Origin of the sequence: Streptomyces sp. NPDC005574 (assembly GCF_040605435.1) — a bacterium.
In the GTDB taxonomy this organism is placed as follows: Bacteria; Actinomycetota; Actinomycetes; order Streptomycetales; family Streptomycetaceae; genus Streptomyces.
Window position 1 is genome coordinate 115164 of sequence record NZ_JBEXCW010000006.1, and the last position, 26372, is coordinate 141535.

Genomic DNA, 26372 nt, shown 5'->3' on the forward strand with positions numbered 1-26372 from the left:
CCTCCTGTCTGTCGGCCGTGAACCGTCTGTCACCGACTCGGAGTTGAGGGTGCGGCCACCAGGCCGCCCCGCGCATCGAACCGGCCGTTGACCGCGGGCGTCACCACTCCCGAACGCGTCGCCACCACCGGGGCGCTCCGGCCCACGCCTTCTCCCACGTCGGGTCGGGCAGCGTACGTCGTACGAACTCCGCGTCGATGCGTTCCACCAGGCGGCCCAGATCCGCTCTGGCTCCTCCGGGCAGCCGGCACAGGGCCATTTCCAGGGTGTCCCGGGCATCCTCGACGTCGGGGCTCTCCACAGGGCCGGACAGATATCGCCGCGGTTGCCTGAAAGCCCACTCCCAGTGGCTCAGGGCGCCGGAGACCGCGTTCGGCCACAGGTGCTCGGCTTCAACGCGTCGCACCGTTGCGTGAGTTCGGGCTGACACGCCCGGGATCCGAGTGACCGGCACATGCTTGCCCGGTCGCCACCGCTCCGAGCGGACGGCCTTGGGACGCCTACGCGGCATCGCCCTTTCGGATCAGGAACATGTCGGCATACTGCCACGCTCCCCGCCGTCGACGCGGGCCGATGTCACATATCCGGTCGCCGGGTTCGTCGTTCACGCGACCGGCATCCCGCGAACGGAGTGCCGGTGACACCCGCCCTGTCAGAACGGAGAACCCGTGTTCGCTGCCTACGTCACGGTCACCATCCTCGGCGCCGTCTTCAACGGTGCCGCCGCCGTCACCTATCTGAGTGGCCACGAATACCCCAAGACCCAGGCGGACATGAAGGGCCTGCCCCGCAAGTGGGTCCCCGTTCTCGGCCTGTTGCTGGCAGCCGGCACCGTGGGCCTGCTGGCCGGGCTCGCCGTGCCGGTGCTGGGGACCCTCGCCGCCATCGGACTCGTGCTGTACTTCATCGGCGCGATCACCGCCCACCTAAGGGTCGGCTCCCACGACATCGTGGGCGGGATCGTGTTCCTGCTGACCGCGTCGGCGGCCCTGGTCCTCGGGCTGGTTCACCACGGCGCCTGGTGACCGCGGGCGCCCTCCCGTCTGCTCCACCTCGTCGTCGTACGTCGTAGAGAGGCGTCCGCCGCACATGACAGCCCCGCGCCCGCGGTGTGCGGCGGACGTGGGGCTGTCGCCGGGCGCCTCAGCGCGAGGTGAGCCTCCACAGGTGGTCGGCGGTGCCGTTGTCGGTCCACTGGAGAACCTGGGCGCCGGCGGAGGTGCTCATCTGGTCGACACCGAGCAGTCGGCCGCTGTTGTAGTTTGCGATCTTGTAGTAGCCGTCGCGGGCCGGGATCACCTGCCAGAGATGGTCGGCGGTGCCGTTGTCACCCCAGATCAGGGCCGTTCCACCGTCCGCGGTGCTCATGCTGTTGATGCCGAGCACCAGGCCGCTCTTCTGGTTGACGATCTTGTACAGGCCCGAGCCGGCCGCCACCAGGGTCCAGTTCTGGTCGGTGCCGGTCGTGGATGCCGCCTGGACGACCGAAGTCCCCTGAGCCGTGCCCGCGTTGAGGGTGTCCAGGGCGCGACCGCTGTTCCTGTTGGTGATCTGGTAGCGCCCGGCCAGCGAGGAGTCGGTGCCGCTGGGGGTGATCACCAGGTGATAGCCGTCGGCGTCGTTCATCGCCACCGGTACGGTGACGGAGCCGCCCGAGACCGCGTAGTCCGCGTCGGAGACGGTGATCGGACCGGAAGATGCGTTCGTACGCCCGGTGTTGGGGCTGTACTCCAGTTTGACGTGGACCGTGCTGCCGAAGGCCGACAGGGAGGACAGCCCGTTCACGGTCACCGCGCAGGAGCCGCTGCATCCGCCCGTGAGGACGCTGATCTGGTTGCCGGCGCCGTTGAGGGAGGCGAGACCGTCGATGCCCGTCTGGGCGGGCGGCGTGGTGACGAGCATGTTCCCCGACATGCCGCCGTACCACTTGTACGTCCAGTACGAGCCGTTGGGCGATCCGCCGGTGTCGGTGAGGGTGTCGCCGAGGGTGCCGTAGTGGTTCCAGAAGGCGAGTTCGGCGTCGCGGACACCCGCCCGTTCGAACTTGGCGGCGTAGCCGACGAGGGCGCCGGAGTTGCCCATCTCGGAGGGCGTGCCGTACTCCTCGATGTCGATCGGCCGGGGACTGATGCCGAGGCTCGACTCCAGGGAGCGGTACGCCGAGACGTGCGCGGCGATGTTCGCGCTGCCCTGGAGTTCGTGCCAGGCGATGACGTCGGGCACGGTGTTGTTGGCCTTGGCCTGGGTGAGGAACGTGTTCATGTCGCTCTGTTTCCAGCTGGAGTAGCTGGGCCCCTGGATGGGCGTGGTGGTGTCCTTGGAGCGGATCTCCTTGTAGGTCGTGTTCCAGGCGGTGTTGAAGGGGCCGGCCTTGGCGGTGTCCCAGTTGAGGTCGGGCTCGTTCCAGATCGCCCAGGCCGCGATGTTGGTCGCGCCGGAGGACTTCACGGAGGCGATCTGGGTGTCCACGGCGGACAGCCAGTCGCTCATGCTGACCCATTTGTAGGGGAAGTCCGGGTACCAGTCCGGCATCCGTATGACGACCTTGGCGCCGGCCCGGGCGGCCTTCGGCGCCACGACGAGCGCGTCACCGGCGGGAGCGGGCTCGCCGTTGGGCAGTTGGTGGCCACCGGGCGCCATCTGCACGAACGTGTTCGGCTTGAGGGCGCTGACCAGGCTGTCGGCGGGCGTGCTGTTGTCGGCGAGACCGTAGAGGCTTCCCGTGCCCACGTGCGTGACCGACCGCAGGGTCTGGTTCGCGTTGACCACCAGGGTGGTGGACGAGGTGGGTGCGGCCTGGGCGGCGGGGCCCGTGAGGACGAGGGCGGTGGTGGCCAGGGTCGTGGCGATGGCGGCGGCGCCGGCCCGACCGGGGGTCGCTCCGCGGCGGTGACGGGGGCTCGGATAGGACATCAGCGGCTCTCCTGAGAAGGGAGGGGACGTGTCGGTGGTGCGCGGCCGGGACGGCTCGGGGCCGGCGTCGGGTGCGTCGGGGGGTGGATGCGCGGTGAGTGACAGCCCTGCGTGGTGACGCGGGCGAGGAGCAGGGGCCCGGCCTCGTGCCGTCGGTGGGCCGGGGCGGGCGCCGGATCAGTCCTTGACCGCGCCCGCGGTCACACCCGCGGCCACGTACCGCTGGGCGAGGACGAGCAGCACCGCCGCGGGCAGGGACGCGACGACGGCGGTGGCCATGATCGCGTTCCACTCCTGGTTGTTGTTGCCGATGTAGTGGTAGATGCCGAGGGTGATCGGCCGCCAGTCGCCGCCGCTGTCAAGGGTGTTGGCGAAGACGAAGTCGGACCAGGCCCACAGGAAGCTGAAGAGGGAGACGGTGACGATCGCGTTGCGGCTCACCGGCAGGACGACCGAGCGGAAGATCCGGAAGGTGCCGGCCCCGTCGATGCGGGCCGCGGCGATGAGTTCGCCGGGGATGCCCGACATGAAGGCGGTGAAGATCATGACGCCGAAGGGCACGGCGATGGTCGAGTCGGCGACGATCAGGCCCCACCAGGAGTTGAGCAGGCCGAGGTCGAGGAAGATGCCGTAGAAGCCCATCGCCATGACGATGCCGGGAATCATCTGGGCGACCAGCAGCACCAGGCCGAGGAATCCCCCGCCGAACGGCCGCAGTCTGGCCAGTGCGAAGCCCGCGGGGGCGGCGAGGAGCAGGGTGAGGACCACCGTGCCCAGACCGATGAGCAGGCTGGTGCCGAGGTAGGGCAACTGGTCGTTCAGGACGGCGCGGTAGCCCTCGAAGGTGGGGTGCAGGGGCAGCAGGTCGGGTGGGCTCTTGCGCATGTCCTGCTGCGGGGTGAGGGACACGTTGATCATCCAGTACACCGGGAACAGCATCACGGCGGTGAGGACGATCCCGATGACGGTGTGGCGGCGGGAACCCTTACGGGGCGTCATGCTTCCTGCCTCCTCTGGACGCGGATGTACAGCAGGCCGAAGGCGAGGGCGATCAGGATGAGGATGTTGCCGACTGCCGCTCCCGGCCCGAACCTGGGCAGCAACGTGCCGAATCCGAGCTGGTACGACCAGGTCGCCAAAGTCGACGACGCGTCGCCCGGGCCGCCCTTGGTCATGATCCAGATCAGGTCGAACACCTTGAGGGTGTACACGAGGCCGAGCAGCAGGGTGATCGCCGAGACGGGCCGCAGCAGGGGGAAGGTGATCCGGCGGAACTGCTGCCAGGTGCTCGCCCCGTCCAGCGCGGCGGCCTCGTAGAGCTCGCCGGGGATGTTCTGCAGACCGCTGTGGAGGATGACCAGGTTGAACGGGATGCCGATCCAGATGTTGGCGATGATGACCGAAGCCAGCGCCCAGCTCGGTGAGTTGAGCCAGTTGACCGGGGCCACGCCCACCAGCTGGAGGGCGTAGTTGAGGACGCCGGACTCGCTGTTGAACATCCACGACCAGGTGGACGCCGACACGATCAGCGGCAGCAGCCAGGGGATCAGGAACAGCGCCCGGAGGATGCCGGCCAGCCGGAAGTGCCGGTTGAAGAACACCGCGAGGGCGAGCCCCGCCAGGTACTGGAAGGCGATCGACACGAAGGTGAAGATCATTGTGTGCCGTATCGCGGGACCGAACGTGGGATCGTCCAGGACCGTACGGAAGTTGGCCGACCCCGAGAAGGGCGCGTCCCCGGCCACGAACGAGCGGACGGTGTAGTCGCGCAGGCTCAGATCGAGATTGCGGTAGAGGGGATAGACGTAGAACGCGGCGAGGTAGACGGCCAGCGGCGCGAGGAACGCCAGTGCGGTCAGCCGGCTCTTGCGGCGTTCGCGGCGCCGGAGCGCCGAGGCGTCCGCCCCGTCGTCGGCGTCGGTCGCCGCGAGCCTGACCGGGGACCGGCGCGGGCGGCGGTCGACGCGGGCGGTGGTCATGAGAACTCCTGGTTGCGGGTGGCCGGCCCGGGGTGGTGGTGTCCGGGCGGAACCGGTTTCCGTACGGGGCAGGTGGAAGGGGCCACGGTGCCGTGAGGGCGTAGGTGTCAGTTTTTGGCTGCGGCCGTCTGCGCGGCGTCGAGGGCTGACTGGGCGCTCTGACCGCCGGACAGGGCGGACTGGACGGCCGTCCACAACGGCTGCGAGATGGTCGGGTACTTGGTGCCCAGGCCACCGCTGGTGCGTCCGCGTGCCGCGGCCACCGCGTCGACCCACGGCTTGAGCTCGGGGTTGGCGGTGGACTGCTTGGTCTGTACAGCCGCCACGGGGGCGACGTAGGCCAGGGTGGTGTCCGTGGACAGCAGGTTGGCCGGGTTGGTCAGGCAGGTGACGATCTTCTTGGTGACGTCGTAGCGCCCGCTGTCCTTCTGCACGGGCACGGTGACGAACTCGCCTCCGGTCGGCACCGGTGCCGCACCGCCGTTCTGGCCGGGGATGCTGATGACGCCGTAGTCGAACCCGGCCTTCTCGGCGTTGCCGAGCTGCCAGGTGCCGTTCTCGCTGAACGCGTAGTCGCCGGTGGCGAACTCCTGCCAGCTGGTGGTCTGGGTGTTCTGCAGGACGTCTTTGGGGGCGTACCCCGCGTCGACCCACTGCTTCCACAGGGTCAGTGCGGCCACGCCCTTGGCGGAGTTCAGCTTGGTGAGGTCGGCGCCGGAGCCCCAGAACCAGGGCAGGAACTGGAAGCTGCCCTCCTCGGTGTTGATCGCGGAGAAGGTGATGCCCTTCTTGCCGGCGCCCTTGACCTTCTTGAGGGCCGCGGTCAGCGAAGCCCAGTCCTTGACCGAGGCGGGATCGACGTGCGCGGCGGAGAGGACCTTCTTGTTGTAGTAGAGCGCAAGGGTATTGGCGCCGATCGGCACGCCGTAGGAGGCGCCGTCGATGGTGCCCGCGCCGAGGATGTTCGCCTGGATCGACTTGGTGTCCAGGCCGAGGTCGCTCGTCTTGTTGAGGATCCCCGCCTCCACCAGGGTGGAGACGACCGGGTTGTCCACGAGCATGACGTCGGGGGCGTTGCCCTGCTGGGCGGCGAGGAGTGCCTTGTTGCCCAGGTCCGTGGTGTCCATGCCGGTGCGCTTGATCTTGACCCCGGCGCCGGAACCGCACGTGGAGACGAGCTTGCTCCACGCCGAGGAGGCGTCGAACTGCGGGTAGGGGTCCCAGAAGGTGTACGTGCCCGCGGACGCGTCGGAGGAGCCCGACGAGCCGGAACCGCCTCCGCAGGCGGCGACGGAGGTGAGCGCACCGACGGCGGCGATGGCAACGATCAGGGTACGGCGGGAGTTTCTCACGATGACCTCGTTGTCTCGGGATGGTGCGGAGGGGCGCGCGGAGAGGGCGACGGGGGCGAACGGCGGCGGGGTCAGGAGGTGGGCAGCCAGACGCGCATGCTGCCGTTTCGGCGGTTGGCCCACGCGTAGTAGGGGATCGCGGTGAGTTCGAGGGGCTCGCCGGACGGCGGCGCGGGGGTGGTTTCCGCACTCCGGTACGGCCACCAGCCCTCGTCAGGGATGGACCGCCGTCGGCCTGCGGCGATGACGGTGGTGATGCCGCCGAGCAGGTCCGGGCGGTGCTTCACGGCGAGGGGCAGAGCGGTGTCGAGGACGACGTCGTCCAGACCGCCGCCGGGGTGGTCGACGCCTTCCAGGCAGTACACGAGGGGCCCGGCTTCGATCGCGACGCAGCCGCGTACGGCGTCCACCCGGGGGTCCGCGGCCGTGAGGCGGGGCTCCACGCCGAGTTCGAGGACGACCCGGTCACCGGGTGCCCAGACGCGCTGGAGCCGCAGCCAGCCGTCGGTCACGGGCGTGTCGTTCTGGTCGTACACCGCGTCCGCGCATCGGACCCGGAACTCGCGGCACCACTGGGGGATGCGCAGCGAGAGGGTCCAGGGACGCTCGGCCGGGGTCTCCTCCACGGTCAGACCGATCGCGCCCTGCCACGGGTAGTCGGTCTCTGCGCTCACCGCGACGGGGGAGCCGCCGAGGTCGCCGGCGTAGCGGCCGGTGACGTACTGGTGGATCTGCAGACCACCGGTGTCGCCGGAGGCGAGGTAGTGCTCCAGGGAGGCCAGCAACCGCATCACGTTGGGCGGACAGCACGCGCAACGGAACCAGCGGGTGCGGCGGGCCGACTGGTCGCCGCCGGGGTCCGTGTGGCCGTCGCGCACCTGCAGCGGGTTGACGTACAGCCAGCGCTCGCCGTCCAGGGAGACGCCGGCCAGGAAGCCGTTGTAGAGGGTGCGTTCGACCAGGTCGGAGTAGCGGGCCTCGCCGGTCAGCAGGGCCATCCGCCAGCTCCACTGGATGGAGGCGATGGCGGCGCAGGTCTCGCAGTAGGCGCGTTCGTTGGGGAGTTCGTACGGGTCGCCGAAGTCCTCCTCGTCGTGGTGGGCACCCAGTCCTCCGGTCACATGCGTCTTGGTGGCGGCCATCGCCGCCCACAGCCGCTCCCCGGCGGCCCGCAGCTCGGCGTCCCCCGTCTCGGTGGCCAGGTCGGCCGCTGCGGCCAGCAGGTAGAGCTGCCGTACGGCGTGACCTTCGACGGCGGTCGCCTCGCGCAGGGGGACACGGTCCTGGCAGTACGCCTCGTGGCCGAGCAGGCCGTGGCCGAAGCGGTCCACGAAGTAGATGGCGAGGTCCAGGTAGCGGCGTTCACCGGTCTCCCGGTACAGCTCCACCAGGGCGGTCTCGACCTCCGGGTGGCCGTCGACGCCGTCGATGGGCTTGCCGCTGTCGGCCGGGCCGAAGACCGAGTCGATGTGGTCGGCGAACTTCCGTGCCACGTCGAGGAGTTCGGTGCGTCCGGTGGCCCGGTGGTGGGCGACGGCGGCCTGGATCAGGTGGCCCGCGCAGTACAGCTCGTGCCCCCAGCGCAGGTCCTGGTAGCGCTCGCCGCCCTTGAGCAGTTGGAACCAGGTGTTCAGGTAGCCGTCGGGCTGCTGCGCGTCGGCGACGAGGGAGACGATCCGCTCCACGTCGGCCGCGAGCGGGCCGGCGTCCCCCGGTGCCTGCCGGGCGAGCTGCCAGGACGCGGCCTCCAGCCACTTGTAGACGTCCGAGTCCATGAACGGGTAGGCGCCCTGGAACCTGCCCTCGGCCAGGCCCGCCGCCATCCGCAGGTTGTGCAGGTTTCCCGCCGCTTCCAGCAGGCCGGGGCCCTGCGGGATGGAGGTGTGCGCGTTGACCTCGCGCCGGGTGTCCCAGAAGCCGGCACGGACCTGAACGGTGGCGGGGGTCAACGTGGCCCTGGCATCCGGGCCGATGCGGACGGGGCCGGCGGGGCCCGCGCCAGTGCGGGCCGGGCCGGTGGGGGACGGGCCGGCCGGGCGCGCGGAGGCTGTGCCCACGGAGGCCGTGCCCGTGGGGTCCGGGCCGGTTGGCTCCGGGCCGTCGGGGGAACCTCCCGCTTCGGACGAGGTCGAGGGTGGGGCGGAGGGCACGGCGGGACGTGGGCGGGGCATGGCGCTCCGAAGAGGTAGAGGGGGAAGCGGCCGGGGCCGGCGCACAGGGCGTGTGAGGGCGTCCGCGACGGCGGGTGGTGCTCCGCTTCTCGAACCCGTTTGGGAAAACGTTTTTCTGCCGGAAACGTAGGTAGTGGGCGAGTCGCAGTCAAGAGGTGCGTCCCAAGTATTTGCAGGCCCCTGGTCAAGGCTGGTCAGTCGGCGGGAACGATGCCAGGATGGACGTCACCGATGTCGTCGAGGAAAAGGATTGCGCGTGACCGCCGCTCCAGAGTCCCTGCCGGCCGGCCGGGCGAAGCTCGCCGACGTCGCCAAGCTGGCCGGTGTCAGTGTCGGGACGGCCTCGAAAGCGCTGAGCGGCAGCGGCAGGATGCGCCCCGAGACCCGGCAGCGTGTCCTGGCCGCCGTGGAGGCGCTCGACTTCCGCCCCAACCAGCATGCGCAGAGCCTGCACACCGGACGCAGCTGGACCGTCGGTCTGATGACCACCGACGGCATCGGCCGCTTCAGCACACCCGTACTGCTCGGCGCCGAGGACGCGCTCGGCGCCGGCAAGATCTCGGTGCTCCTGTGCGACACCCGCGGCGACGCCATCCGCGAGCAGCACCACCTGCGCAACCTCACGGACAGGCGGGTGGACGGCATCATCGTCACCGGCCGACGTACCGATCCGAGGCCGCCGCTCAAGGGCATCGACCCGATCCCCACGGTCTACGCGCTCTCGCCGTCCACCGACCCGGACGACATCTCCGTCGTGTCCGACGACCGCAGTGGAGCGCACCTGGCGATCGAGCATCTGCTGGCGACCGGTCGTACCCGGATCGCGCACGTCACCGGCCCGGCACACCATGCCGCTGCCAGGGACCGCGCCCGCCACACGCTGGATCTGCTCGCCCGTTCCTCGCTGGAACCGTCCACCGGCCGCGTCCACTTCGGCGAGTGGAGCGAGGCGTGGGGACGCCGCGCCGCCGAGGCGGTCCTGCGTACCGCGCCGGACACGGACGCGTTCTTCTGCGGCAACGACCAGATCGCCAGGGGCGTCGCCGACACCCTGCGCGAAGGCGGCGTGGCGGTCCCCGGCAGGGTGGCGGTCGTGGGCTACGACAACTGGGACGTCATGGCCCTGGCCTGCCGTCCGCCGCTGACCACGATCGACACGGACCTCTCCGAGATCGGCCGGCAGGCGGCGCTGCGGCTGCTGGACGCCATCGGCTCCCAGCCGGAACCGGGCGTGCACACCGTTGCCTGCCGGCTCGTCGTCCGCGAATCCAGCTGAACCGTCGCGGCGGGCGGAGGGCCGAGCGCGTCAGGTGGGCGAACGCCGGCTGTGATCAAGTCCGCGCGGGGGCAGCCGCCTTTCACGTCAGGCGGGCCGGGGGCGGGTGGCGGCCTGGACGCGGATGCGCCGCAGCCGGTGCATGGCCTCGCTGCCTCCCCGGCCGAAGTAGTCATGCAGGAGCCGGTATTCGGCGTAGAGGCGCTCGTAGGCGGCGGAACGCTCGGAGTCGGGCAGGTGGACGCTCCGCCGCACCCGGCCCATGGCGTGGGCCGCGGCGCGGATGTCGGCATGGGCGCCCGCGGCGACCGCGGCGTGCATCGCGGCTCCGAGAGCGGCCCCCTGCGCGGAACCGATGACGCCCAGCGGACGCCGGGTGATGTCGGCGTAGATCTGCATCAGCAGCGCGTTCTTGGTGAGTCCGCCCGCGATGATCAACTCGCGCACCGGTACGCCGGATTCCTCGAAGGCGTCGATGATGGTGCGGGTGCCGAAGGCGGTCGCTTCCAGCAAGGCGCGGTAGATGTCCTCGGGCCGGGTGGAGAGCGTCAGGCCCACCAGGACGCCGCTGAGGTCGTGGTCGACGAGGACGGAGCGGTTGCCGCTGTGCCAGTCCAGGGCCATCAGGCCGTGCTCGCCGACGTTCTGCGCCGCGGCGAGCGCCGTGAGGTGCTCGTGCGGGTCCCGGCCGAGGGCCGAGGCATCCTGTGCGTACGACGCGGGGAACCCGGTGCGGACGAACCAGGCGAAGATGTCGCCGACGCCGCTCTGCCCGGCCTCGTATCCCCACAGGCCCGGCAGGATGCCGCCGTCGACCACGCCGCACATGCCGGGAACGGAGCCGAGCTGGTCCGAACTCATCAGATGGCAGGTGGAGGTGCCCATGATGGCGACCATCTGCCCGGGGTCCACGGCGGTCGCCGCCGGCACGGTGACGTGGGCGTCGATGTTGCCGACGCAGACCGTGACGCCCTCCGGCAGGCCGGTCCAGGCGGCGGCCTCGGCGGTCAGCCCTCCCGCGGCCGCTCCGAGGGTGGCGAGCGGCTGGTCCGGCTTGTCGGCGGCGAAGTCGGCGAAGTCGGGGTGCAGCGCGGCGAGGTAGTCGCGGGAAGGGTAGGCGCCGTCCTGCAACTGGCCCTTGTAGCCGGCGGAGCTGGCGTTGCGGACGTACGTTCCGCACAGGCGCCACACGATCCAGTCGGCCGCCTCCACCCACCGCTCGGCGCGCCGGTAGACGTCAGGGTCCTCCTCCAGCACCTGCAGCACCTTGGCGAACTCCCACTCCGAGGACACCTTGCCGCCGTACCGCGTCAGCCACGGCTCCTGCCGTTCGAGGGCCAGCGCGGTGATCCGGTCCGCCTGGTCCTGGGCCGCGTGGTGGCGCCACAGCTTCACGTAGGCGTGCGGGCGGGCGGTGTACTCGGGCAGTTCACACAGGGGCGTGCCGTCGGCCAGCACCGGCAGTACCGTGCAGGCGGTGAAATCCGTCCCGATGCCGACGACCTGCTCCGGCCGGACCCCCGCACGGGTGAGCGCTTCGGGTACGGCGCGGCGCAGGACGTCGAGGTAGTCCGAGGGCACCTGCAGCGCCCAGTCGGGCGGCAGCGGCGTACCGTCGGGCAGCTCCCGGTCGAGCACGGCGTGCCGGTACGGGTGCTCCGCCACGCCCAACTCCGCGCCGTCGCTGACCCGGACCACCAGAGCCCGCCCCGACAGGGTGCCGAAGTCGACCCCGATGACGCAGGGCGCCAGGTTCGTCGATTCCTCGTGCTGCGCGTCCACCGGCCGTCCTCCCAGATGTCGCATGCTCTCGGATAGCGAGCCGATTATTGTTCGCGAGGTCGGTCAACATTCGCAATGCTCAGCGCACGGCGCGCCCCCTGCTCGGCGGAGAGCCCGAGCCGAAACCGGTTCGCGGTCCACCACGCAAGCGCCATGCGGTCGAATGGGGCATCGCTCGGCTCGGGCGCCAGTGCGCGGCGCATCCATGAGGGTCTCGGATGCGTAGAGCGCTGTGGCTCCTGCCCTGAAGTGAACATCAGGTGCGACGAGTTGTCGCTCGTTCGTGTGTGATCGCGTTTTGTGGGTAGGCGGGCCGGGCAAGGTGTGACGCTTCGGAAGTGAGGCGGCTGGATGGACCTGGCTGAAGACGGCGGGGGCCAACAGTGGCTGCGTCATGCCCTGGAATCGGTGTCCGTGTCCGTGGCCTTCACGGGTGATGAGGAGATCGCTGAAGCGCGCGACGTCGCCCGAACCTTTTTGACGGATCTGCAGGTCAAGCACGACATGTTGGTGTCCCCTCGCTCTAAGGGCGTGGTCGAGTTGGTCGTCAGTGAGCTGGTGACGAACTCCCGCAAATACGCCCCCGGACCGGGCCTGCTCACCCTTGAGGTCAATGACGGTGCCGTCGAGGTGACGGTGTGGGACAGCGAGCCGCAGCCGCCGACGGTGCAGGCGGCGGACCCGAGCCGCATCGGTCAGCACGGTCTGGAGATCGTCCTGGCGCTGTGCCGCAGCTTCGAGGTACATCGCGAGCCGGTCGGCAAACGGGTGGTGGCAGCGATAGTTCTGGCCGACGACGCGGTCGGCGACATGGTCGACCCTCGTGCCGCCCCACCGGAGTGACGTCGTCGCTGAGCCGTACCACCTGAACGCATTCCGGTCGTCCCCTTGTCAGCGGCAACTGACAGGATCAACAGACCAGTTGGGCGGCGAAAGGCAGATCGATGAAAGGTGCTCGTCAAGGGTGAGGCGCAGGTCGACTACGGCCAGATCCTTGTGGAGAGCGAAGCGTGGAGCGAGTTCGACCCGTACCGCGCCTTCGCCGGGCAGGAGGGCGTCGGGCTCTGCGGCGGCGGGACGAAAGGGCAGCTGCTGGTGCTGACCGGTCTGCGCATCGGAGGCGTCGGCTTCACCGTCGAGCTGCATGACGACCGGCCCGCGGCCGACGAGACGTGGGAGGAGATCGTCGAGGTCCCGTTCCGGCCGGTGTCGGCGGAGACGAAACTGCGGCAGTGGAACGGGCGCGCCTCGTGGGAGCCGGGCCTGGAGGAGCGCGACTACCGTGTGCGGTACTGCGCCACCGCCATGGACGACGGCAGGGGCAAAGACGTCCGCGAGGACGACGAGCCGCAGACCGGCGACCGGTATCTGCTGCAGTTCTGGCCCGCCTCACAGGAACCGGCCCGCCTGCTCAAGCAGACCAGCCGCACAGCCGCGTCCTGGCACAGGGTCGCCACGTCGCCCGTGGGCTGACCGCCCGCCCGACCCCTCCGAGCCCGGCTGCGACGACAGCCGGGCGGTCTGCTGTGCCTCGGACGTGTTCCGCGACGCAGCGGGACGCCGATCCCGACCCTGCCCGGCGGAAACGCGGCGCCTACGTCAGGTTGATCGCCGCGCAGTCCGCCTCGTACTTAGGGGTGCAGATGTCCTTGACCGTGTAGACGCCGTCCTTGATCACCGTGTCCTTGATGTTGTCCTTCGTGAGCGCGACCACGGGCACCAGCATCGACGGGATGCTCTTCTGCGTGGGGCTGTCGACCGTGTCCCGGGTCAGTGCGTCGAAGGCGATCGCACGGCCCTGGACCTTGGCCACTGCCATCTCGGCGGCGTTGGTCGCCTCGAGCATGAACGACTTGTACACGGTCATGTACTGCTCGCCGGAGACGATCCGCCGCACCGCCGCCAAGTCCGCGTCCTGCCCGGTCACCGGAGGGATCCTGGTGGCTCCCGCCTTCTTCACCGCGTCGATGACCGCGCCCGCCATGCCGTCGTTCGCCGAGTAGACGGCGGCGATGTTGCCGAGGCCGACGGACTTGATCGCCTCGCGCATGTTCGCCTCGGCGACCGCCGGCAGCCACTCCTTGGTGTCGTACGACTTCGCGATGATCACGTTGTTCTCCAGCTCGGCCATCGCGCCCTTCTTGAACCGTGCCGTGTTCGGGTCGGCGGGAGAACCGTTCATCATGACGATCTTGCTCGTGGACGCCTTGCCGCCGAGGGCCTCGATGAGGGAGCGGCCCTGCACCTCCCCGACGAGCTCGTTGTCGTGGGACACGTAGGCGTCGATCGGTCCCTCGGCGAGCCGGTCGTAGGCGATCACCGGAATGCCCGCGTCCTTGGCCTTCTTGACACCCGGTGCGATGGCCTTGCTGTCCACCGCGTCCACGAGCAGGACGTCCACCTTGGCGGCGATCATCTCCGCGAGCTGCTTGTTCTGTGTCGTCTCGCTCGCACCGGCGTTGGCGTAGCGGACCTTGCCCTTGCCGTTCGTGAGGGAGGCGATCCGTTGCGTGAAGAGGGGGCGGTCGAACTTCTCGAAGCGTTTCGTGTCCCGGTCGGGCAGGAGCAGTCCCACCGTGATGTCGTCGCCCTTCTTCGAGACCGCCGAGACGTTGTCGCCGCCGATGACGCCGCACGCCGTCAGCGAGAGGGCCGATGCGGACGCTGCCAGAGCCGTGGCGAGGCTGCGCGCGGTGAGATGGCCGGGTCGAGTGTTCACTTCAGGTGCCTTCCGGGGCGATGAGGCCGCCCGGCGACCAGATGACATGGACCGACGCGGCGACGCCACCACTCTGCGATCAGCGCGTGCTGTGCAGTAGTGGTTGCCGGGGCTTCGTACAGATTCTCCCCTGGGCACACCACTGTTCCCCGCTCGATTGGCGCAGTACCTCCACATCGGGGGCGGGAGGGCGTCAGTTCACGCTGTCCGTCGAACTCGTCGCCGGTGAGCAGCGACGCTGTTGTGGCCGATCAGGCGGGGTCGCGTGGATGTCCTGCGGCGCGCGGCGGGCGGGACCTCGACGAGTGCGCGCGCCGCCGGAAGGGGCGTCCGTGACACGCAGGGTGCCTCCTTGCTCGCTCGGGGCGGGTGGCGGCGCGAGCGGATCGTGCCGGCGACCGGGGGTTACCAGCCGATGGGCCCCGGCCCCAACGACAAGTACCGCTGCCGCCATGGCGGGTGGGCCTCTGGGAAAAGGGCTCGGTGGCCGAGTCGGCAAATTACGGTTACGGTGTATCCATAAAGCGGTCGGCCCGTCACGGCATCCGACGCCCTCCTTCGGCGCCCGGATCACGAGCCGGAGCGATACGGGACCGCAGTGTGTTTCCCCAGTCAAGGAGTGCAGTGATGAAGGCAGCAGTGGTGAAGACGGCAGGCGCGGCCCCCGAGTACCGGGACTTTCCCGAGCCTCGGGTCGGCCAGGGCCTGCAGATCGTCGACCTGGTCGCCTCCGCGATCCACCCCATCGTGCGCCACAAGGCATCCGGCGAGCACTACAGCAGCACCGGGCAGTACCCGCTCGTACCGGGCGTGGACGCGGTGGCTCGCACCGCTGACGGCACGCTGGTGTACACCGGTGAGATCCAGGCCCCCTGGGGCACGTACGCCGAGCGGATGGCGGTCGCCATGACCCTTCCGCTTCCGGACGGCGCCGACCCCGTCGCCGTTGCGGCGGGCGTCAACCCGGGCATGTCCTCCTGGATGCCGCTGACCACCCACGCGGAAGAGCACGGCGTCCCGGACACCGTACTGATTCTCGGGGTGACCGGTGCGGCCGGCGGCCTCGCCGTCCAGAACGCCCGAGCCCTCGGCGTGCGGCGCGTGATCGGCGTGGGCCGCGGCGTCGACGACCTCAAGCGCGTGGCCGGACTCGGTGCCGAGACCGTCGAGATCACCGGCGACAGGGACGCGGACGCGGCGGCCATCGGTGCGGCCCTCGACGGCAAGGCGCCCGAGCTCGTTGTGGACTTCCTGTGGGGCGGGGCGGCCGAGTCCGCGTTCCAGGCACTGGCGGACGTGCCCGGCACTGCCGCCACCAGCTACGTGGAGATCGGTTCCGTCATCAGCGAACAAGCGGCCGTACCCGCTTCGTTGCTGCGCAGTCGCCCCTTCCGCCTCAGCGGCAGCGGTATCGGCTCCTTCGACATGCGCCGCTACTTCACCCAGGTCGCCGTCTACGTGCAGCTCATCGCCGACGGCAAGGTGGACGTGGACGCGCAGGCCTACCCGCTCTCCCGGATCAGTGAGGCGTGGGCGGCCCCCGCAGGACGCCGCCCGGTCCTGATCGCCGACTGACGGTGACAACCGACCATGGCATCGCCCGGAGGGCCGACTCCGGCCGACCGACGCTCGCGCCGACCTCGTCGGACACCCGGGCGATGCCGTCGCTTCGTCGAGTTCGGCGACGCGCTACCGCCGGCGGCAAGCGGCAAGATCCTCAAGCGTGAGATCGGCTGACATGGCGGTGCCCGCCTCTCCGACTGGGAGGGCGGGCGCCGAGGGCAGCGTCCCGTATCCGGGGCGGTGGCCGGAGAACTCAACCGTGCGTCCTCGCCGTCGGCCGCCGCGACCTCGGCTTCGACGGCGACACGTCCTGCTGACGGTCAGTCGCCGTCACGCAGCCGACTGAGCCCGTCGAGGACGAGTTCCAGGCCGAAGCGGAACTCGTCCTCCAGCGGCACCGGCATCCAGTCGGCCACCGCCGCGGTGGCGGGATACAGGGAGGGGTCCGCGGCCCGGAAGACGGCGGACGCCTCGGCGTCGCCGCCGGGCTGTTCCGCGCCGTGATGTCCCCGGACCTGGATGGCGAAGCCGAGCACGAAGCGGGACAGGGTGGCGTAGGCGTGCGCCGCCACCTTGGGCGGGAAGCCGTCGGCGAGCAGGACGGCGATGCAGCGCTCCCGCACGGCCATCGCGTTCGGGCCGGCAGGGATCCCCTCGACGAGCAGGGGCGCCACGTTCTCGTGCCGGCTCACCGCGTCGAACATGGCCTGCACCCCTGCGCGGCACGCGTCCCGCCAGCCCATGGCGGCGAGCTCCTCGTCCTTGACCTCGATCCCGCCGAACATGCGGTCCACGACGTGGGCCACCAGAGCCGCCCGGTTGTCGAAGTGCCGGTAGAGCGTGGCCGTGCCGGAGCCAAGGCGCTGGGCGAGGGTCCGCATCGACAGGGCGTCGGCACCTTCCTCGTCGACGATCTGCACCGCCGCGGCGACGATCCGCTCGAGCGGGACGGGCGGACGGCCGGGCGAGCGCCGCACCGACGACCCGTCTCCTCGTACCTGATCTCGTGATGTTGACACGTGGAAAGTATGCCTGCTTGACAGGAATCAGATAACGGCGACACTGTAACCGTAATGGGTGTCTAGTCTGCCCCCCAGCCGACTCGCCGCCTCGCCGTCGCGGTGGTCGATGGTCTGCGGGGGCGCTACAAACGCGCCGGGCACGTGCCGACGGTCGTGCCGCCGCACGGCAGCGCGTCGTCACTGCGACACATCGAGTGCGGGGCGGTCCTGTTGTCGGCGTCCCACGACGTCATCCCACCCGACCTGCCCGGGTGGGGACTCACCGGTTCGCGCGCCGCCCGCGACCACATCCAGACATTCGAAGGAAAGACACCCCGATGAAGTATTTCGTGACACCGGACGAGACTCTCCAGCTCGACTCGAACGCCCGGAAGTCGCTGCGCGGTGACTTCGCCCAGCTGTCCGACGGGTTCACGCACTACGAGTTGCGCGGTCCCGGGAGCGGCGAGCTCGCCGTCCTGGTGCCGGGACTGACCATTCCGCTGTTCTACTGGGACGGCGTGGCGCCCAAGCTGCACGCGCGGGGCATTCGGACGCTGGCCTTCAGCGCATACGGCCGCGGCTACTCCGACCGCGCGCAGGGCCGGTACGACGAGGCGATGTTCGTGCGCCAGCTCCGCGAGCTGCTCTCGTACCTCGACATCGACACGCCGGTGCACCTGGTGGGGACGTCGATGGGGGCGCTGGGCGCGATGGCCTGTCTCCTCGACCGTCCCGAGACGGTCCGGACCCTCACGCTCATCGGGCCCGCGGGCCTGTCCACCGACACCGCGCTGCAGCAGCGTGCGCTCAAGGCCGACCCGGTCGCCTCGTTCGCCGCACGGCGCTTCGGCCGCAGGATCCTGCTCGGCCATCTCGGGCGCAACGTCTCCGATCCCGCCCTCGTCGAGCCCCTGACCACCATGATCTCGGACTGCTACCGGTTCGAGGGATCGATGTACTGCTTCTTCTCCACCTTGCAGAACTACCCGGTCTCCGGCCGAGAGGACCTCTACCGGCGGACCGGCGACCTCGGCATCCCGACCCTGCTGGCGTGGGGAACCGACGACCAGGTCACCCCCATCAGCGGGTGCGACCGAGCCCGTGACCTGGTCCGTCCTACGCGCACCGAAGTCATCGAGGACTGCGGGCACATGGCTCCGTACGAGCGTCCAGCGGTCACCGCGGACCTCATCTCCTCCTTCATCGCAGTCCGGCGCGATCGCATCGACTCATGACCGGATCACCCGGTCCGATGTCCTGATCGTGGGTTCGGGACCAGCCGGGTCAGCCACGGAACCGAGGCCTCGGCGTCACCGCCGGTGACCGCGCCACCCACGCCGAGCCGACAGCGAAAGGCCTCGGCGGGCTGAGGGCCTCGACGCCGAGAGAGACGCCGAGAGATACGGAGAACTGCTGTGAGCTTGCTGGTCGCGATAGCCCTGTACGCCCTGCGCATCCTGCGTCGACCGCTCGACGGACGACTGAAGAGGCGGTGCTTCGGCCCCATCGTCGTCACGGTGCTGGCCGTCGACCTCGGCCTGATATGGAACGAAGGCAGGCCCAACGGAGTCGACGGTGTCTACTTCCTCGGCGACCTGGCCGGTCTGCTGGCGGTCTACATGATGACGCTGAGCCTGGTACTGGCCACCCGCGTCCGATGGCTGGAACCCTGGTTCGGCGGCCTGGACCGCATGTATCTGTGGCACAAGAGATATTCGCTGTGGGCTGTCGCGCTGATCACGTTCCACATCGTTTCGACCCAGTGGGACGGCGGTCGCGTGGACCCCGGGGAATCGAAGGAGGTCGCGACGGGCCTCGCGCTCGGAGTCATCTCCGCGGTCGCACTGGCGCTCCTTGTACTCATCTCGCTGCCGAAGGTGGGCGCCATCATCCGGCTGCCGTACGAGCGATGGCTTTTCATCCACCGGTTCATCGGAGTGATGGTGGGCACGTCGGTGCTGCACGGCTGGCTGCTCGATCCGGTGCTCGCCTCGTCGGGTCCGGCAGACAGCGCGTATCCGGTCATCGCAACGGTGGGGCTGATCGCGTACGTGTACGCCGAACTCGTGCGCCGGCGACAGGAACCGTCAGCGCACTACACGATCCGCCGGGTCTCCCGACCGGGTGAGGACATCGTTGACGTCACACTCCACCCAGTCGGGGGGACGACGCCCCTGCCGATCGCCGGCGGCCAGTTCGTCTACCTGAAGGTCGGCGGCGACCACGCCTGGCACGAGCACCCGTTCAGCGTCGCCGGCGTCGACGACGAGGGTGCGGTGCGCCTCACCATCCGCGCACTCGGTGACGCGACCCGAGATCTCCACGCCGATCTGCTGACCGGCACCCCAGCCACCCTCAGTGGGCCCTACGGCATGTTCGATCACACCCTCGGCGGGCCCCGCCAGATCTGGATAGGGGCGGGAATCGGGATCGCTCCCTTCCTGGGGTGGCTCGACCGCACGGACGCACCGCTACCGAGAACGGACCTCTTCTACTGCACATCGAGTCCGGACCGGGCACCGTTCCTGAGCGAGCTCTCCGCGGCCGCGGAGAGCATCCCCGCACTGCGGTTGCACCCGGTGTTCAGCTCGGCCGACGGCCGCCTGACTGCGGCCCGCGTCCTCAGGGAGGTCGGACCGATCGGGCCCGATGTCCACGTCTTCCTGTGTGGACCGGACCAGATGCTGAGTACGCTGACCCGCGATCTGCGCCGCTCCGGCCTCTCGAGAGACCACCTGCACACCGAACACTTCACCTTCCGCTGATCGACTGGTGCGCGCGCCGTTCAGTGAGACGGAGCCGCCGGTGAAGGCCGGGGACTGACGTCGCATCCCGGAGAGCTCCACGTCCCGCCAAGCTGTTGCGGTGAGGTCAGTGGCCGGTCGGCTGCGCACGTACGCCGCGGTTGCCGCGGAGCCGGCGGCGGAGAACCGGCCGCTGGTGACTGCCGTGGGAGGTGCGGAGCCGGCTTCCTTCGGCCTCATGGCGCAGCGCGGCTTCGCGCGTTGGACCAGTGGGTGGGCGAAAGCGCTGCCTGTCACTCGCCCCTGATCGTTGGCAGCGGCCGCCGGGCCACTTCCCGGGCCTCGTCCGACGGGACGCCCAGCATGCGCAGGGTCATCTCGGCCATGTTCGCAGCGGCCTGCTCGCCGTCGAGGTCGGGGCGAGAGAATCGCAACTCCACCAGGGACATCAGCACGCCGCCCATGGCGGACAGAGCAGTGAGCGGATCGGCGTCGGCGAAGCGGCCGGAAGCGATGCCGCGCTCCACATCGCGCAGGGCGCGAGGAGCGACGCCGCGCTCGGAGTGAATGTGGCGCAGGCCGCGGTGGCGGAGGATCTTCACCAGTTCAGGGTGCGAGTCGGCCATGCGGGCCGTGAGGCGGAAGCCCGCCGCAACGAGCTCCGCCGGGTCGTCGACAACCCCCTGAAGGTGCTCGTCGATGGCTTGGCCGAACTCGTCCAGGGCGTCCGCCACCGCCGCGTCGAACAGCTCCGTCTTGGACTCGAAGTGGTTGTAGAAGGACCCGAAGCCGACGTCGGCGCGCTCGGCGATGGACTGGATGCTTGCGCTGGTGTCCCCACTCTCGGCAAGGAACTCGCGAGCCGCGCGGATCAGAGCTTTACGTGTCTCGGCCCGTCGTCGCTCGAAGCGATTGAGGGGCGGCGCGGATGTCGGCATGCGGCCGATCGTAGCAATGGTCCGATCGCGCGCCCATGTCTGATGAATCCATCAGATTTCTCCGAAGTGACTATTGACGATCCTTCGAGCAGAGTTGATGATTCCATCACTATGGAAGCGCCGCTTGGAGGACACCATGTCCGGAACACGCGCCGGCGAGGTCGAGCACACCGATCCCGCGACGCCTCATCAAGATCTCCACAGTGAGCAGGGCGCCCTGCGCGGCGAGCATGCCGGGCGCTCCCGGAATCCGGTGATCAAGGTGGCGGATCTGGCGTGGCTGGAGTTCGAGAAGCCGGACCTTGACCGTGCAGAGGTGTTCGCGCGGGACTTCGGCTTCGCGGTCGCCGCCCGCACCGACGGAGAACTCTGGCTGCGGGGTACGTTCGCAGGCCCGCCGTGCATGGTGATCCGCAAGGGGCGTACGTCCCGGTTCATCGGCCCGACGTTCAAGGCGGCCGAACGGGCTGATCTGGACCGGCTGGCCCGCGTCACAGGCAGCTCGGTGCGGGAGACCGACGCCCCGGGCGGCGGCCGGGCGGTGGATATGCTCGACCCGTCCGGTCTCCCGGTGCGGGTCGTGCACTGCGGCGAGGAACTACCCGCTCTGCCCGATCAGCAGCCGCAGCTTTTCAACTTCGGCACGGATCACCGCCGCGTCAACGCGTCACAGCGTCCACCGCGCGAGCCGTCCCGCGTCCAGCGGCTTGGACACGTGGTCCTTGAAACCCGTGTGTTCCAAAGGGCCCTGGACTGGTACCTGGACACGCTCGGCATGATCGTCAGCGACTTCCATTTCCTGGACGGCCAGCGCGACCGAGGTCCGGCGGTGGCGTTCATCCGCTGCGACCGGGGAAGCCGGCCGGTCGATCACCACACACTGGCCATGCACCTGGGCCCGGGCAACGGCTACGTCCACTCCGCCTATCAGGTCACCGATCTCGACGCGATCGCCGCCGGCGGGGAGTACCTCGCCGAGCGCGGCTACCAGCGCAGCTGGGGGATCGGCCGGCACATCCAGGGCAGCCAGCTGTTCGACTACTGGCGCGACCCCGACCGCTTCATACTGGAGCACTTCGCCGACGGCGACCTGTTCTCCTGCGACGTCGCGCCCGGCTGGGGACCCCTCTCGGCCAGCGGACTCTCGCAGTGGGGGCCGCCCGTCACCCGCGACTTCCTCGGTACGAATCCGTCCCCCGCCAAGCTCCGTGAGGTCATGCGGGCCCTGCGCGGCGACAACGAACTGGACCCGGCGCGGTTGCTGGGCCTGATGAAAGCGATGAACTCATGAGCGCCAACGTCCTGCGCACCGCCGAGGGTTGGTGGGCGGTGAGCGCCGAACGCGCCGTCCGCATCGAGACCGGAGCGACCACCACCGCCGAGCTGCTCGTCGACCGGGATGCGGTCCGCGAGGCCGCCACTTCCGGGGAGACGGGCACGCCGGTCGCCGACCTGGCGGCACTATCCCCGGTCACCACCCCCTGTCGGGTGGTCGCCCAGATGGTCAACTACCTCAGCCACGCACGTGATTCGGGCTTCACCGGCGAGATCCCGCCCACGTTCTTCCGCAAGGCGTCCACCTCGGTGTGCGGTCCGCAGGACACCATCGTGCGGCCCTCGCACGTGGAGTTCCTCGACTACGAGATCGAGCTCGGCCTGGTCATGGGCGCGCCGCTGCCGCTGGGCACCGTCGTCACGGAGAAGGACCTACCCCGATACGTCGCCGGGCTCGTCATCACCAACGACGTCAGCGCCCGCGACGTGCAGCTGACCAAGACGCAGTTCTACGAGAGCAAGTCGTACCCCACCTTCACCCCCGCCGGGCCCCACCTCGCTCTGCTCGAGCCGGAAGACTTCGCGCACCTGCTCGACCTGAGACTGAGGCTGTCGGTCAACGGCGCCCTGCGCCAGGACCGCACCCTGGCCGACATGATCGTCCGTCCCGCCGAGGCGCTGACCCTGCTGGCCCGCTTCCAGACCCTCGACCCGGGCGACCTGCTCCTGACCGGCACCCCGGGCGGTACGGCCCTCAAGGCCCCGCCCAAGCCGGTCGAGAAGATCGGCGCGCTGCTGCCGCCCACGGTGAAGTGGAAGGTGTTCTTCAACGGCCAGCGCAGGAACCCCCGTTACCTCCACGAAGGCGACCTGGTCACCGCAACCATCGCCACCCCCGACGGGCGGATCGATCTCGGCGAGCAGCGCTCCCCGGTCAGCCACGCGCAGCAGGGACCGAGCCGCACGTGAGATCCGACCAGGCCGCACCACGGGGCACCACGTCCCGGCCGGCCCCACACGTACCCGTCGTGATCATCGGAGCCGGGCCCGTGGGCGTGACCGCCGCCCTCCTGCTGGCCCGACACGGCGTCCGCAGCATCGTCCTGGAGCGCCACCAGGACGTCTACCCGTTGCCGCGTGCCGTGGCCACCGACGACGAGGTCCGCAGGATCCTCCAAGCCGTCGGTGTCGCCGAGGAGTTCGACGCCATCGCCCGTCCCGCCCGAGGGCTCCGGCTGCTGGACGCCCGGCACCGGGCGATCGCCGAGTTCCCGCGCTCCCCGCAGGGGCACCACGGTTTCCCGCAGACGAGCATGTTCGACCAGCCCGAGCTGGAGCGGCTGCTGCGCGGTGCCCTGGCCCGCGGGCCCGGATGCGAGCTTCGCAGTGGGGTGGAGGTCGTCGCTGTGACGCAGGACGGTGACGGCCCCGTCCGGGTGACCTACCGCGGCGACCGCGGTGAGGAACACCTGTGGGCCGACGCGGTCCTCGGCTGTGACGGCGCGGGCGGCATCACCCGCGCGGCCATCGACGCCGTATGGGAAGACCTGCACTTCGAAGAGCGCTGGACCGTCATCGACGTCCGTACCCACGCCCGCGTGCGCTCCTGGGAGGGCGTCGACCAGGTCTGCGACCCCAACCGGCCCGCGACGTTCATGCGCATAGGGCAGGACCGCTACCGCTGGGAGTTCCGACTTCCGGAGGGGGAGAAACCGGGTCCCGGACGGCTGCGTGAACTCGTGGCTCCCTGGACCGACGCCGCCGACGGCGACTTCGAGGTGATCCGGCAGGCGCAGTACACCTTCCGGGCGCGCCTCGCCGACCGCTGGCGACAAGGCCGCGTGTTCCTGCTCGGAGACGCCGCCCATCTCACCCCGCCCTTCATCGGGCAGGGCCTGTGCGCGGGGATGCGCGACGCCCGAAACCTCACCTGGAAACTCGCCCGCGTCCTGCGACAAGGCGCGGACGTACGGTTGTTGGACACATACGAGAGCGAGCGCAAGCCCCATGCCCGGCAGGTCATCCGGCTCGCGGTGGCGATGGGCTGGGCCATGACCGGCGGACAGGACCGCGCTGCCGCGGTGCGCCGCAGCCTCGTCGGCGCGGCCTGCCGGGTCCCCGTGGTGGTGTCGCTGGCCGGCCGCGACCTCAGCCCCGCCCTGCCCCGAGGTCCGCTGGTGCGACGCCGTACCCGCATGGGCGGCCGCGCCCTGGCGGGCACCTACTGCCCGCAGCCCTGGGTGACCTTGGACGACCGGCGTGTCCGCTTGGACGACGTTCTCGGCGCCTCCTTCGCCGTCGTCACGGCCGCGGCGCCCACGGCCTCGCTCCGCGCCGTGGCGGCGGGCATCGGCGCGCCGATCGTCGCCACCGACACTCTCGGCGACGACGGCACCCTCGCCGCCTGGCTGCGCGCCGGCCGGGCGGACGCTGTCCTGCTGCGCCCCGACCGGGTTGTCCTGGACGTCGTCCCCGCCGGAACGGGCGACTTCACCGACCTGGCCTCCTGGGCGCCCCTGCTCTGCACCAGCCGCCTCACCGACAACCCCGAACTGCCCGCAACGCAGCCCCTTCTGAGGAGCCCCACGTCATGACCACGCCGCGCCCCTTCTGGCTGCCCGACCCCGAGGCCGGCACGACCAGCCGCATCGCCCAGTTCGGGCGCTGGGTGGCCCGAAACAGGGACGTTGCCGTCGCCTACGACCACACCGACTACGGTGCCCTGCACCGCTGGTCCGTCACGGACCTCGAAGGCTTCTGGAGTGCTGTGTGGGAGTTCTTCGACATCGACGCGGACGCCCCGTTCGAACGGGTGCTGAGCGAGGAGACCATGCCCGGCGCCCGCTGGTTCGAGGGCGCCACCCTCAACTATGCCCACCACGCCCTGCGTGACCTGCGTGAGGACGCGCCGGCGATCGTGGCCCTGGACGAGACCGGCTCGGGATACGAAGTGACGGGCGGACGGTTGCGCGCCCAGGTCGCCTCGGTCGCCGCCACCCTGCGCGACCTGGGCGTGGGCCGCGGTGACCGGGTCGTCGGCTATCTGCCCAACACCCCGCACGCGATTGTCGCCTTCCTCGCCGCGGCCAGCCTCGGAGCCGTCTGGTCGGTGTGCGGCCAGGACTACGCTCCGCAGGCCGCCGCCGACCGGTTCGCCCAGCTAGAGCCGGCCGTCCTCGTCACCACCGACGGCTACCTCTTCAACGGCACCACACATGACCGCCGCGACGGGGCCCTCGAACTGGCCGGCGCCCTGCCCGGCCTGAAGGCGATGCTGCTGATCGACCATGTCGGCCTGCCCTGGCCGCCTGGGAGCTACCCCGCACCGACCGTCCCGTGGGAGGACGCGGCCACCCGCACCGAGGAACTCGACTGCACACCAGTGGCTTTCGACCACCCGCTGTGGGTCGTCTTCTCCTCCGGTACCACCGGGCTGCCCAAGGGCATCGTCCACGGCCACGGTGGCGTCCTCCTCGAGCACCTCAAGACCCTCGCCCTGCATTCCGATCTCGGCCCCGGCGACCGGCTGCTGTGGTACACCACCACCCACTGGATGATGTGGAACCTGGTTGTCTCCACCCTCCTGACCGGTGCCACACCATGTACCTACGACGGCAGCCCGGCCCCCTCCGCACGCCCGGACGTCCTGTGGGAGCTGGCCGCGCGCCACCGGGTCACCGTCTTCGGCACCAGCCCTCAATACCTGCTGGGCATGGCCAAGTTCGGCATCGAGCCGACCGTGCACGACCTGTCGGCCGTGCGTGCCGTCGGCTGTACCGGCTCGACCCTGCCCCCCTCCGCCTACCCCTGGGTCCGCGACCACGTCGGCAGCCGCACACAGCTCGCCTCCACCAGCGGTGGCACCGACGTCGTCTCCGGCTTCGCCGGCAGCGCCCCCACCACACCCGTCTGGGCAGGGGAGTTGTCCGCTCCGTACCTGGGCGTGGCGCTCGCCGCATACGACGGCGAGGGCCACCCGGTCGTGGACCAGGTCGGCGAGCTGGTGGTCACCCGACCCATGCCGTCGATGCCGCTGTACTTCTGGAACGATCCCGACGGCAGCCGCTGTCGCGAGGCGTACTTCTCCACGTACCCGGGAGTGTGGCGGCACGGCGACTGGATCACGGTCACCGGACACGGCTCGGTCATCGTGCACGGCCGCTCCGACTCCACCCTCAACCGCAACGGCGTACGGCTGGGCAGCGCCGACATCCACGATGTCGTCGAACGTCTCCCGGAGATCACCGAGGCGCTGGTCATCGGGGCCGAGGAGCCGGACGGCGGCTACTGGATGCCGCTGTTCGTCCACCTCGCAGACGGAGTGGAGCTTGACGACGAGCTGCGCGACAGGATCCGCGCCGCGATCCGCACCGGTGTGTCACCCCGCCACGTCCCGGACGAGATCCTCGCCGTCCCGGGCGTCCCGCACACCCGTACCGGTAAGAAGCTCGAAGTCCCGGTCAAGCGCCTTCTCCAGGGCGCCCCGGTCGAGCAGGTGGTCAATCCCGCCGCCGTCGACGCTCCCGAACTCATCGCCCACTACGCACACCTGGGCGCCGAACGCCGTGTAGGGCGCGGGCCGGAGCCGCGCGCTGGAAGCACTGTGCAACCGCGGCGCTCGGCCACCGGGGCCGGCTGATCCGAGGTGACACCGCC

General features: G+C 70.1%; 21 protein-coding genes. 11 read left to right on the plus strand and 10 right to left on the minus strand.

Annotated elements, in window-relative coordinates; genetic code table 11:
• Window positions 1–100 precede the first annotated feature (100 nt).
• Window positions 101–406: a hypothetical protein gene (locus ABZT03_RS06780; RefSeq protein ID WP_356034473.1), complete on the minus strand. Its 306-nt coding sequence runs from the start codon at window positions 404–406 to the stop codon at window positions 101–103.
• A gap of 262 nt (window positions 407–668) precedes the next feature.
• On the opposite strand from ABZT03_RS06780, the gene ABZT03_RS06785 reads away from it, so the two are divergent.
• Entirely contained in the window at window positions 669–1025 is a 357-nt protein-coding gene (locus tag ABZT03_RS06785; RefSeq protein ID WP_356034475.1) for a DoxX family protein, read from the plus strand.
• A 118-nt stretch (window positions 1026–1143) separates the two neighbouring features.
• Here ABZT03_RS06785 and ABZT03_RS06790 read toward each other — a convergent pair whose 3' ends face one another.
• The 5 genes from ABZT03_RS06790 to ABZT03_RS06810 all read right to left on the minus strand — a co-directional run bounded on the left by ABZT03_RS06790 (window position 1144) and on the right by ABZT03_RS06810 (window position 8193).
• Entirely contained in the window at window positions 1144–2913 is a 1770-nt protein-coding gene (locus tag ABZT03_RS06790; protein WP_356034478.1) for an RICIN domain-containing protein, read from the minus strand.
• A gap of 177 nt (window positions 2914–3090) precedes the next feature.
• Window positions 3091–3912, minus strand: coding sequence for a carbohydrate ABC transporter permease (locus ABZT03_RS06795; RefSeq protein ID WP_356034481.1), 822 nt, complete (start codon window positions 3910–3912; stop codon window positions 3091–3093).
• Complete coding sequence (locus ABZT03_RS06800) at window positions 3909–4892, minus strand: sugar ABC transporter permease (protein ID WP_356034484.1); 984 nt, start codon at window positions 4890–4892, stop codon at window positions 3909–3911. Before ABZT03_RS06800 ends, ABZT03_RS06795 begins: the two co-directional genes overlap by 4 nt.
• A gap of 107 nt (window positions 4893–4999) precedes the next feature.
• Window positions 5000–6244, minus strand: a complete 1245-nt coding sequence (locus ABZT03_RS06805; RefSeq protein WP_356034486.1) for an extracellular solute-binding protein — start codon at window positions 6242–6244, stop codon at window positions 5000–5002.
• A gap of 71 nt (window positions 6245–6315) precedes the next feature.
• Complete coding sequence (locus tag ABZT03_RS06810; protein WP_356034488.1) at window positions 6316–8193, minus strand: beta-L-arabinofuranosidase domain-containing protein; 1878 nt, start codon at window positions 8191–8193, stop codon at window positions 6316–6318.
• A 478-nt stretch (window positions 8194–8671) separates the two neighbouring features.
• On the opposite strand from ABZT03_RS06810, the gene ABZT03_RS06815 reads away from it, so the two are divergent.
• On the plus strand, window positions 8672–9691 hold the full coding sequence (locus ABZT03_RS06815) for a LacI family DNA-binding transcriptional regulator (RefSeq protein ID WP_356034491.1): 1020 nt from the start codon (window positions 8672–8674) through the stop codon (window positions 9689–9691).
• An 87-nt stretch (window positions 9692–9778) separates the two neighbouring features.
• On the opposite strand, the gene araB is transcribed toward ABZT03_RS06815, so the two are convergent.
• Window positions 9779–11473: a ribulokinase gene (gene araB / locus ABZT03_RS06820; protein ID WP_356034494.1), complete on the minus strand. Its 1695-nt coding sequence runs from the start codon at window positions 11471–11473 to the stop codon at window positions 9779–9781.
• 351 nt (window positions 11474–11824) lie between these two features.
• Here araB and ABZT03_RS06825 point away from each other — a divergent pair, with 351 nt between their 5' ends.
• Entirely contained in the window at window positions 11825–12316 is a 492-nt protein-coding gene (locus tag ABZT03_RS06825) for an ATP-binding protein (RefSeq protein WP_356034497.1), read from the plus strand.
• A 108-nt stretch (window positions 12317–12424) separates the two neighbouring features.
• Window positions 12425–12946 carry a hypothetical protein gene (locus tag ABZT03_RS06830; RefSeq protein ID WP_356034500.1) on the plus strand — a complete coding sequence of 174 codons (522 nt, stop codon included), beginning with the start codon at window positions 12425–12427 and terminating at the stop codon, window positions 12944–12946.
• 121 nt (window positions 12947–13067) lie between these two features.
• Here the strand turns inward: ABZT03_RS06830 and ABZT03_RS06835 are convergent, their stop codons facing one another.
• Window positions 13068–14192: a substrate-binding domain-containing protein gene (locus ABZT03_RS06835; RefSeq protein ID WP_356034503.1), complete on the minus strand. Its 1125-nt coding sequence runs from the start codon at window positions 14190–14192 to the stop codon at window positions 13068–13070.
• Window positions 14193–14819: 627 nt separating this feature from the next.
• Here ABZT03_RS06835 and ABZT03_RS06840 point away from each other — a divergent pair.
• Entirely contained in the window at window positions 14820–15767 is a 948-nt protein-coding gene (locus ABZT03_RS06840) for a zinc-binding alcohol dehydrogenase family protein (protein WP_356034506.1), read from the plus strand.
• A 308-nt stretch (window positions 15768–16075) separates the two neighbouring features.
• Here the strand turns inward: ABZT03_RS06840 and ABZT03_RS06845 are convergent, their stop codons facing one another.
• Window positions 16076–16732 carry a TetR/AcrR family transcriptional regulator gene (locus ABZT03_RS06845; protein ID WP_356034509.1) on the minus strand — a complete coding sequence of 219 codons (657 nt, stop codon included), beginning with the start codon at window positions 16730–16732 and terminating at the stop codon, window positions 16076–16078.
• A 362-nt stretch (window positions 16733–17094) separates the two neighbouring features.
• On the opposite strand from ABZT03_RS06845, the gene ABZT03_RS06850 reads away from it, so the two are divergent.
• Together ABZT03_RS06850 and ABZT03_RS06855 are read left to right on the plus strand one after the other, a co-directional pair.
• Window positions 17095–17994, plus strand: a complete 900-nt coding sequence (locus ABZT03_RS06850) for an alpha/beta fold hydrolase (RefSeq protein WP_356034511.1) — start codon at window positions 17095–17097, stop codon at window positions 17992–17994.
• Between the two features lie 180 nt (window positions 17995–18174).
• The gene (locus ABZT03_RS06855; protein ID WP_356034514.1) at window positions 18175–19524 is read left to right on the plus strand and encodes a ferredoxin reductase family protein; all 1350 of its coding nucleotides are present in this window, start codon (window positions 18175–18177) and stop codon (window positions 19522–19524) included.
• 272 nt (window positions 19525–19796) lie between these two features.
• On the opposite strand, the gene ABZT03_RS06860 is transcribed toward ABZT03_RS06855, so the two are convergent.
• A complete protein-coding gene (locus ABZT03_RS06860; RefSeq protein WP_356034516.1) occupies window positions 19797–20441 on the minus strand; it encodes a TetR/AcrR family transcriptional regulator in 645 nt (214 codons plus the stop codon).
• Window positions 20442–20577: 136 nt separating this feature from the next.
• On the opposite strand from ABZT03_RS06860, the gene ABZT03_RS06865 reads away from it, so the two are divergent.
• Genes ABZT03_RS06865 through ABZT03_RS06880 form a run of 4 tightly spaced genes read left to right on the plus strand, consistent with a single transcriptional unit; the run spans window position 20578 to window position 26355 of the window.
• Window positions 20578–21732, plus strand: coding sequence for a VOC family protein (locus ABZT03_RS06865; RefSeq protein WP_356034519.1), 1155 nt, complete (start codon window positions 20578–20580; stop codon window positions 21730–21732).
• Complete coding sequence (locus ABZT03_RS06870; RefSeq protein ID WP_356034522.1) at window positions 21729–22685, plus strand: fumarylacetoacetate hydrolase family protein; 957 nt, start codon at window positions 21729–21731, stop codon at window positions 22683–22685. The genes ABZT03_RS06865 and ABZT03_RS06870 overlap by 4 nt, the downstream gene beginning before the upstream one ends.
• Window positions 22682–24310 (plus strand): bifunctional 3-(3-hydroxy-phenyl)propionate/3-hydroxycinnamic acid hydroxylase, encoded by a 1629-nt coding sequence (locus ABZT03_RS06875; protein WP_356034524.1) that lies wholly within the window; start codon window positions 22682–22684, stop codon window positions 24308–24310. Before ABZT03_RS06870 ends, ABZT03_RS06875 begins: the two co-directional genes overlap by 4 nt.
• The gene (locus tag ABZT03_RS06880; RefSeq protein WP_356034527.1) at window positions 24307–26355 is read left to right on the plus strand and encodes an acetoacetate--CoA ligase; all 2049 of its coding nucleotides are present in this window, start codon (window positions 24307–24309) and stop codon (window positions 26353–26355) included. Before ABZT03_RS06875 ends, ABZT03_RS06880 begins: the two co-directional genes overlap by 4 nt.
• Window positions 26356–26372 lie beyond the last annotated feature (17 nt).

Excerpts from the sequence above, each read along its gene's own strand:
- ABZT03_RS06790 (WP_356034478.1), bottom strand. The coding sequence starts at position 2,913 with ATGTCCTATCCGAGCCCCCGTCACCGCCGCGGAGCGACCCCCGGTCGG.
- ABZT03_RS06795 (WP_356034481.1), bottom strand. The coding sequence starts at position 3,912 with ATGACGCCCCGTAAGGGTTCCCGCCGCCACACCGTCATCGGGATCGTC.
- ABZT03_RS06800 (WP_356034484.1), bottom strand. The coding sequence starts at position 4,892 with ATGACCACCGCCCGCGTCGACCGCCGCCCGCGCCGGTCCCCGGTCAGG.
- ABZT03_RS06825 (WP_356034497.1), top strand. The coding sequence starts at position 11,825 with ATGGACCTGGCTGAAGACGGCGGGGGCCAACAGTGGCTGCGTCATGCC.
- ABZT03_RS06840 (WP_356034506.1), top strand. The coding sequence starts at position 14,820 with ATGAAGGCAGCAGTGGTGAAGACGGCAGGCGCGGCCCCCGAGTACCGG.
- ABZT03_RS06850 (WP_356034511.1), top strand. The coding sequence starts at position 17,095 with ATGAAGTATTTCGTGACACCGGACGAGACTCTCCAGCTCGACTCGAAC.
- ABZT03_RS06860 (WP_356034516.1), bottom strand. The coding sequence starts at position 20,441 with ATGCCGACATCCGCGCCGCCCCTCAATCGCTTCGAGCGACGACGGGCC.
- ABZT03_RS06865 (WP_356034519.1), top strand. The coding sequence starts at position 20,578 with ATGTCCGGAACACGCGCCGGCGAGGTCGAGCACACCGATCCCGCGACG.
- ABZT03_RS06870 (WP_356034522.1), top strand. The coding sequence starts at position 21,729 with ATGAGCGCCAACGTCCTGCGCACCGCCGAGGGTTGGTGGGCGGTGAGC.
- ABZT03_RS06880 (WP_356034527.1), top strand. The coding sequence starts at position 24,307 with ATGACCACGCCGCGCCCCTTCTGGCTGCCCGACCCCGAGGCCGGCACG.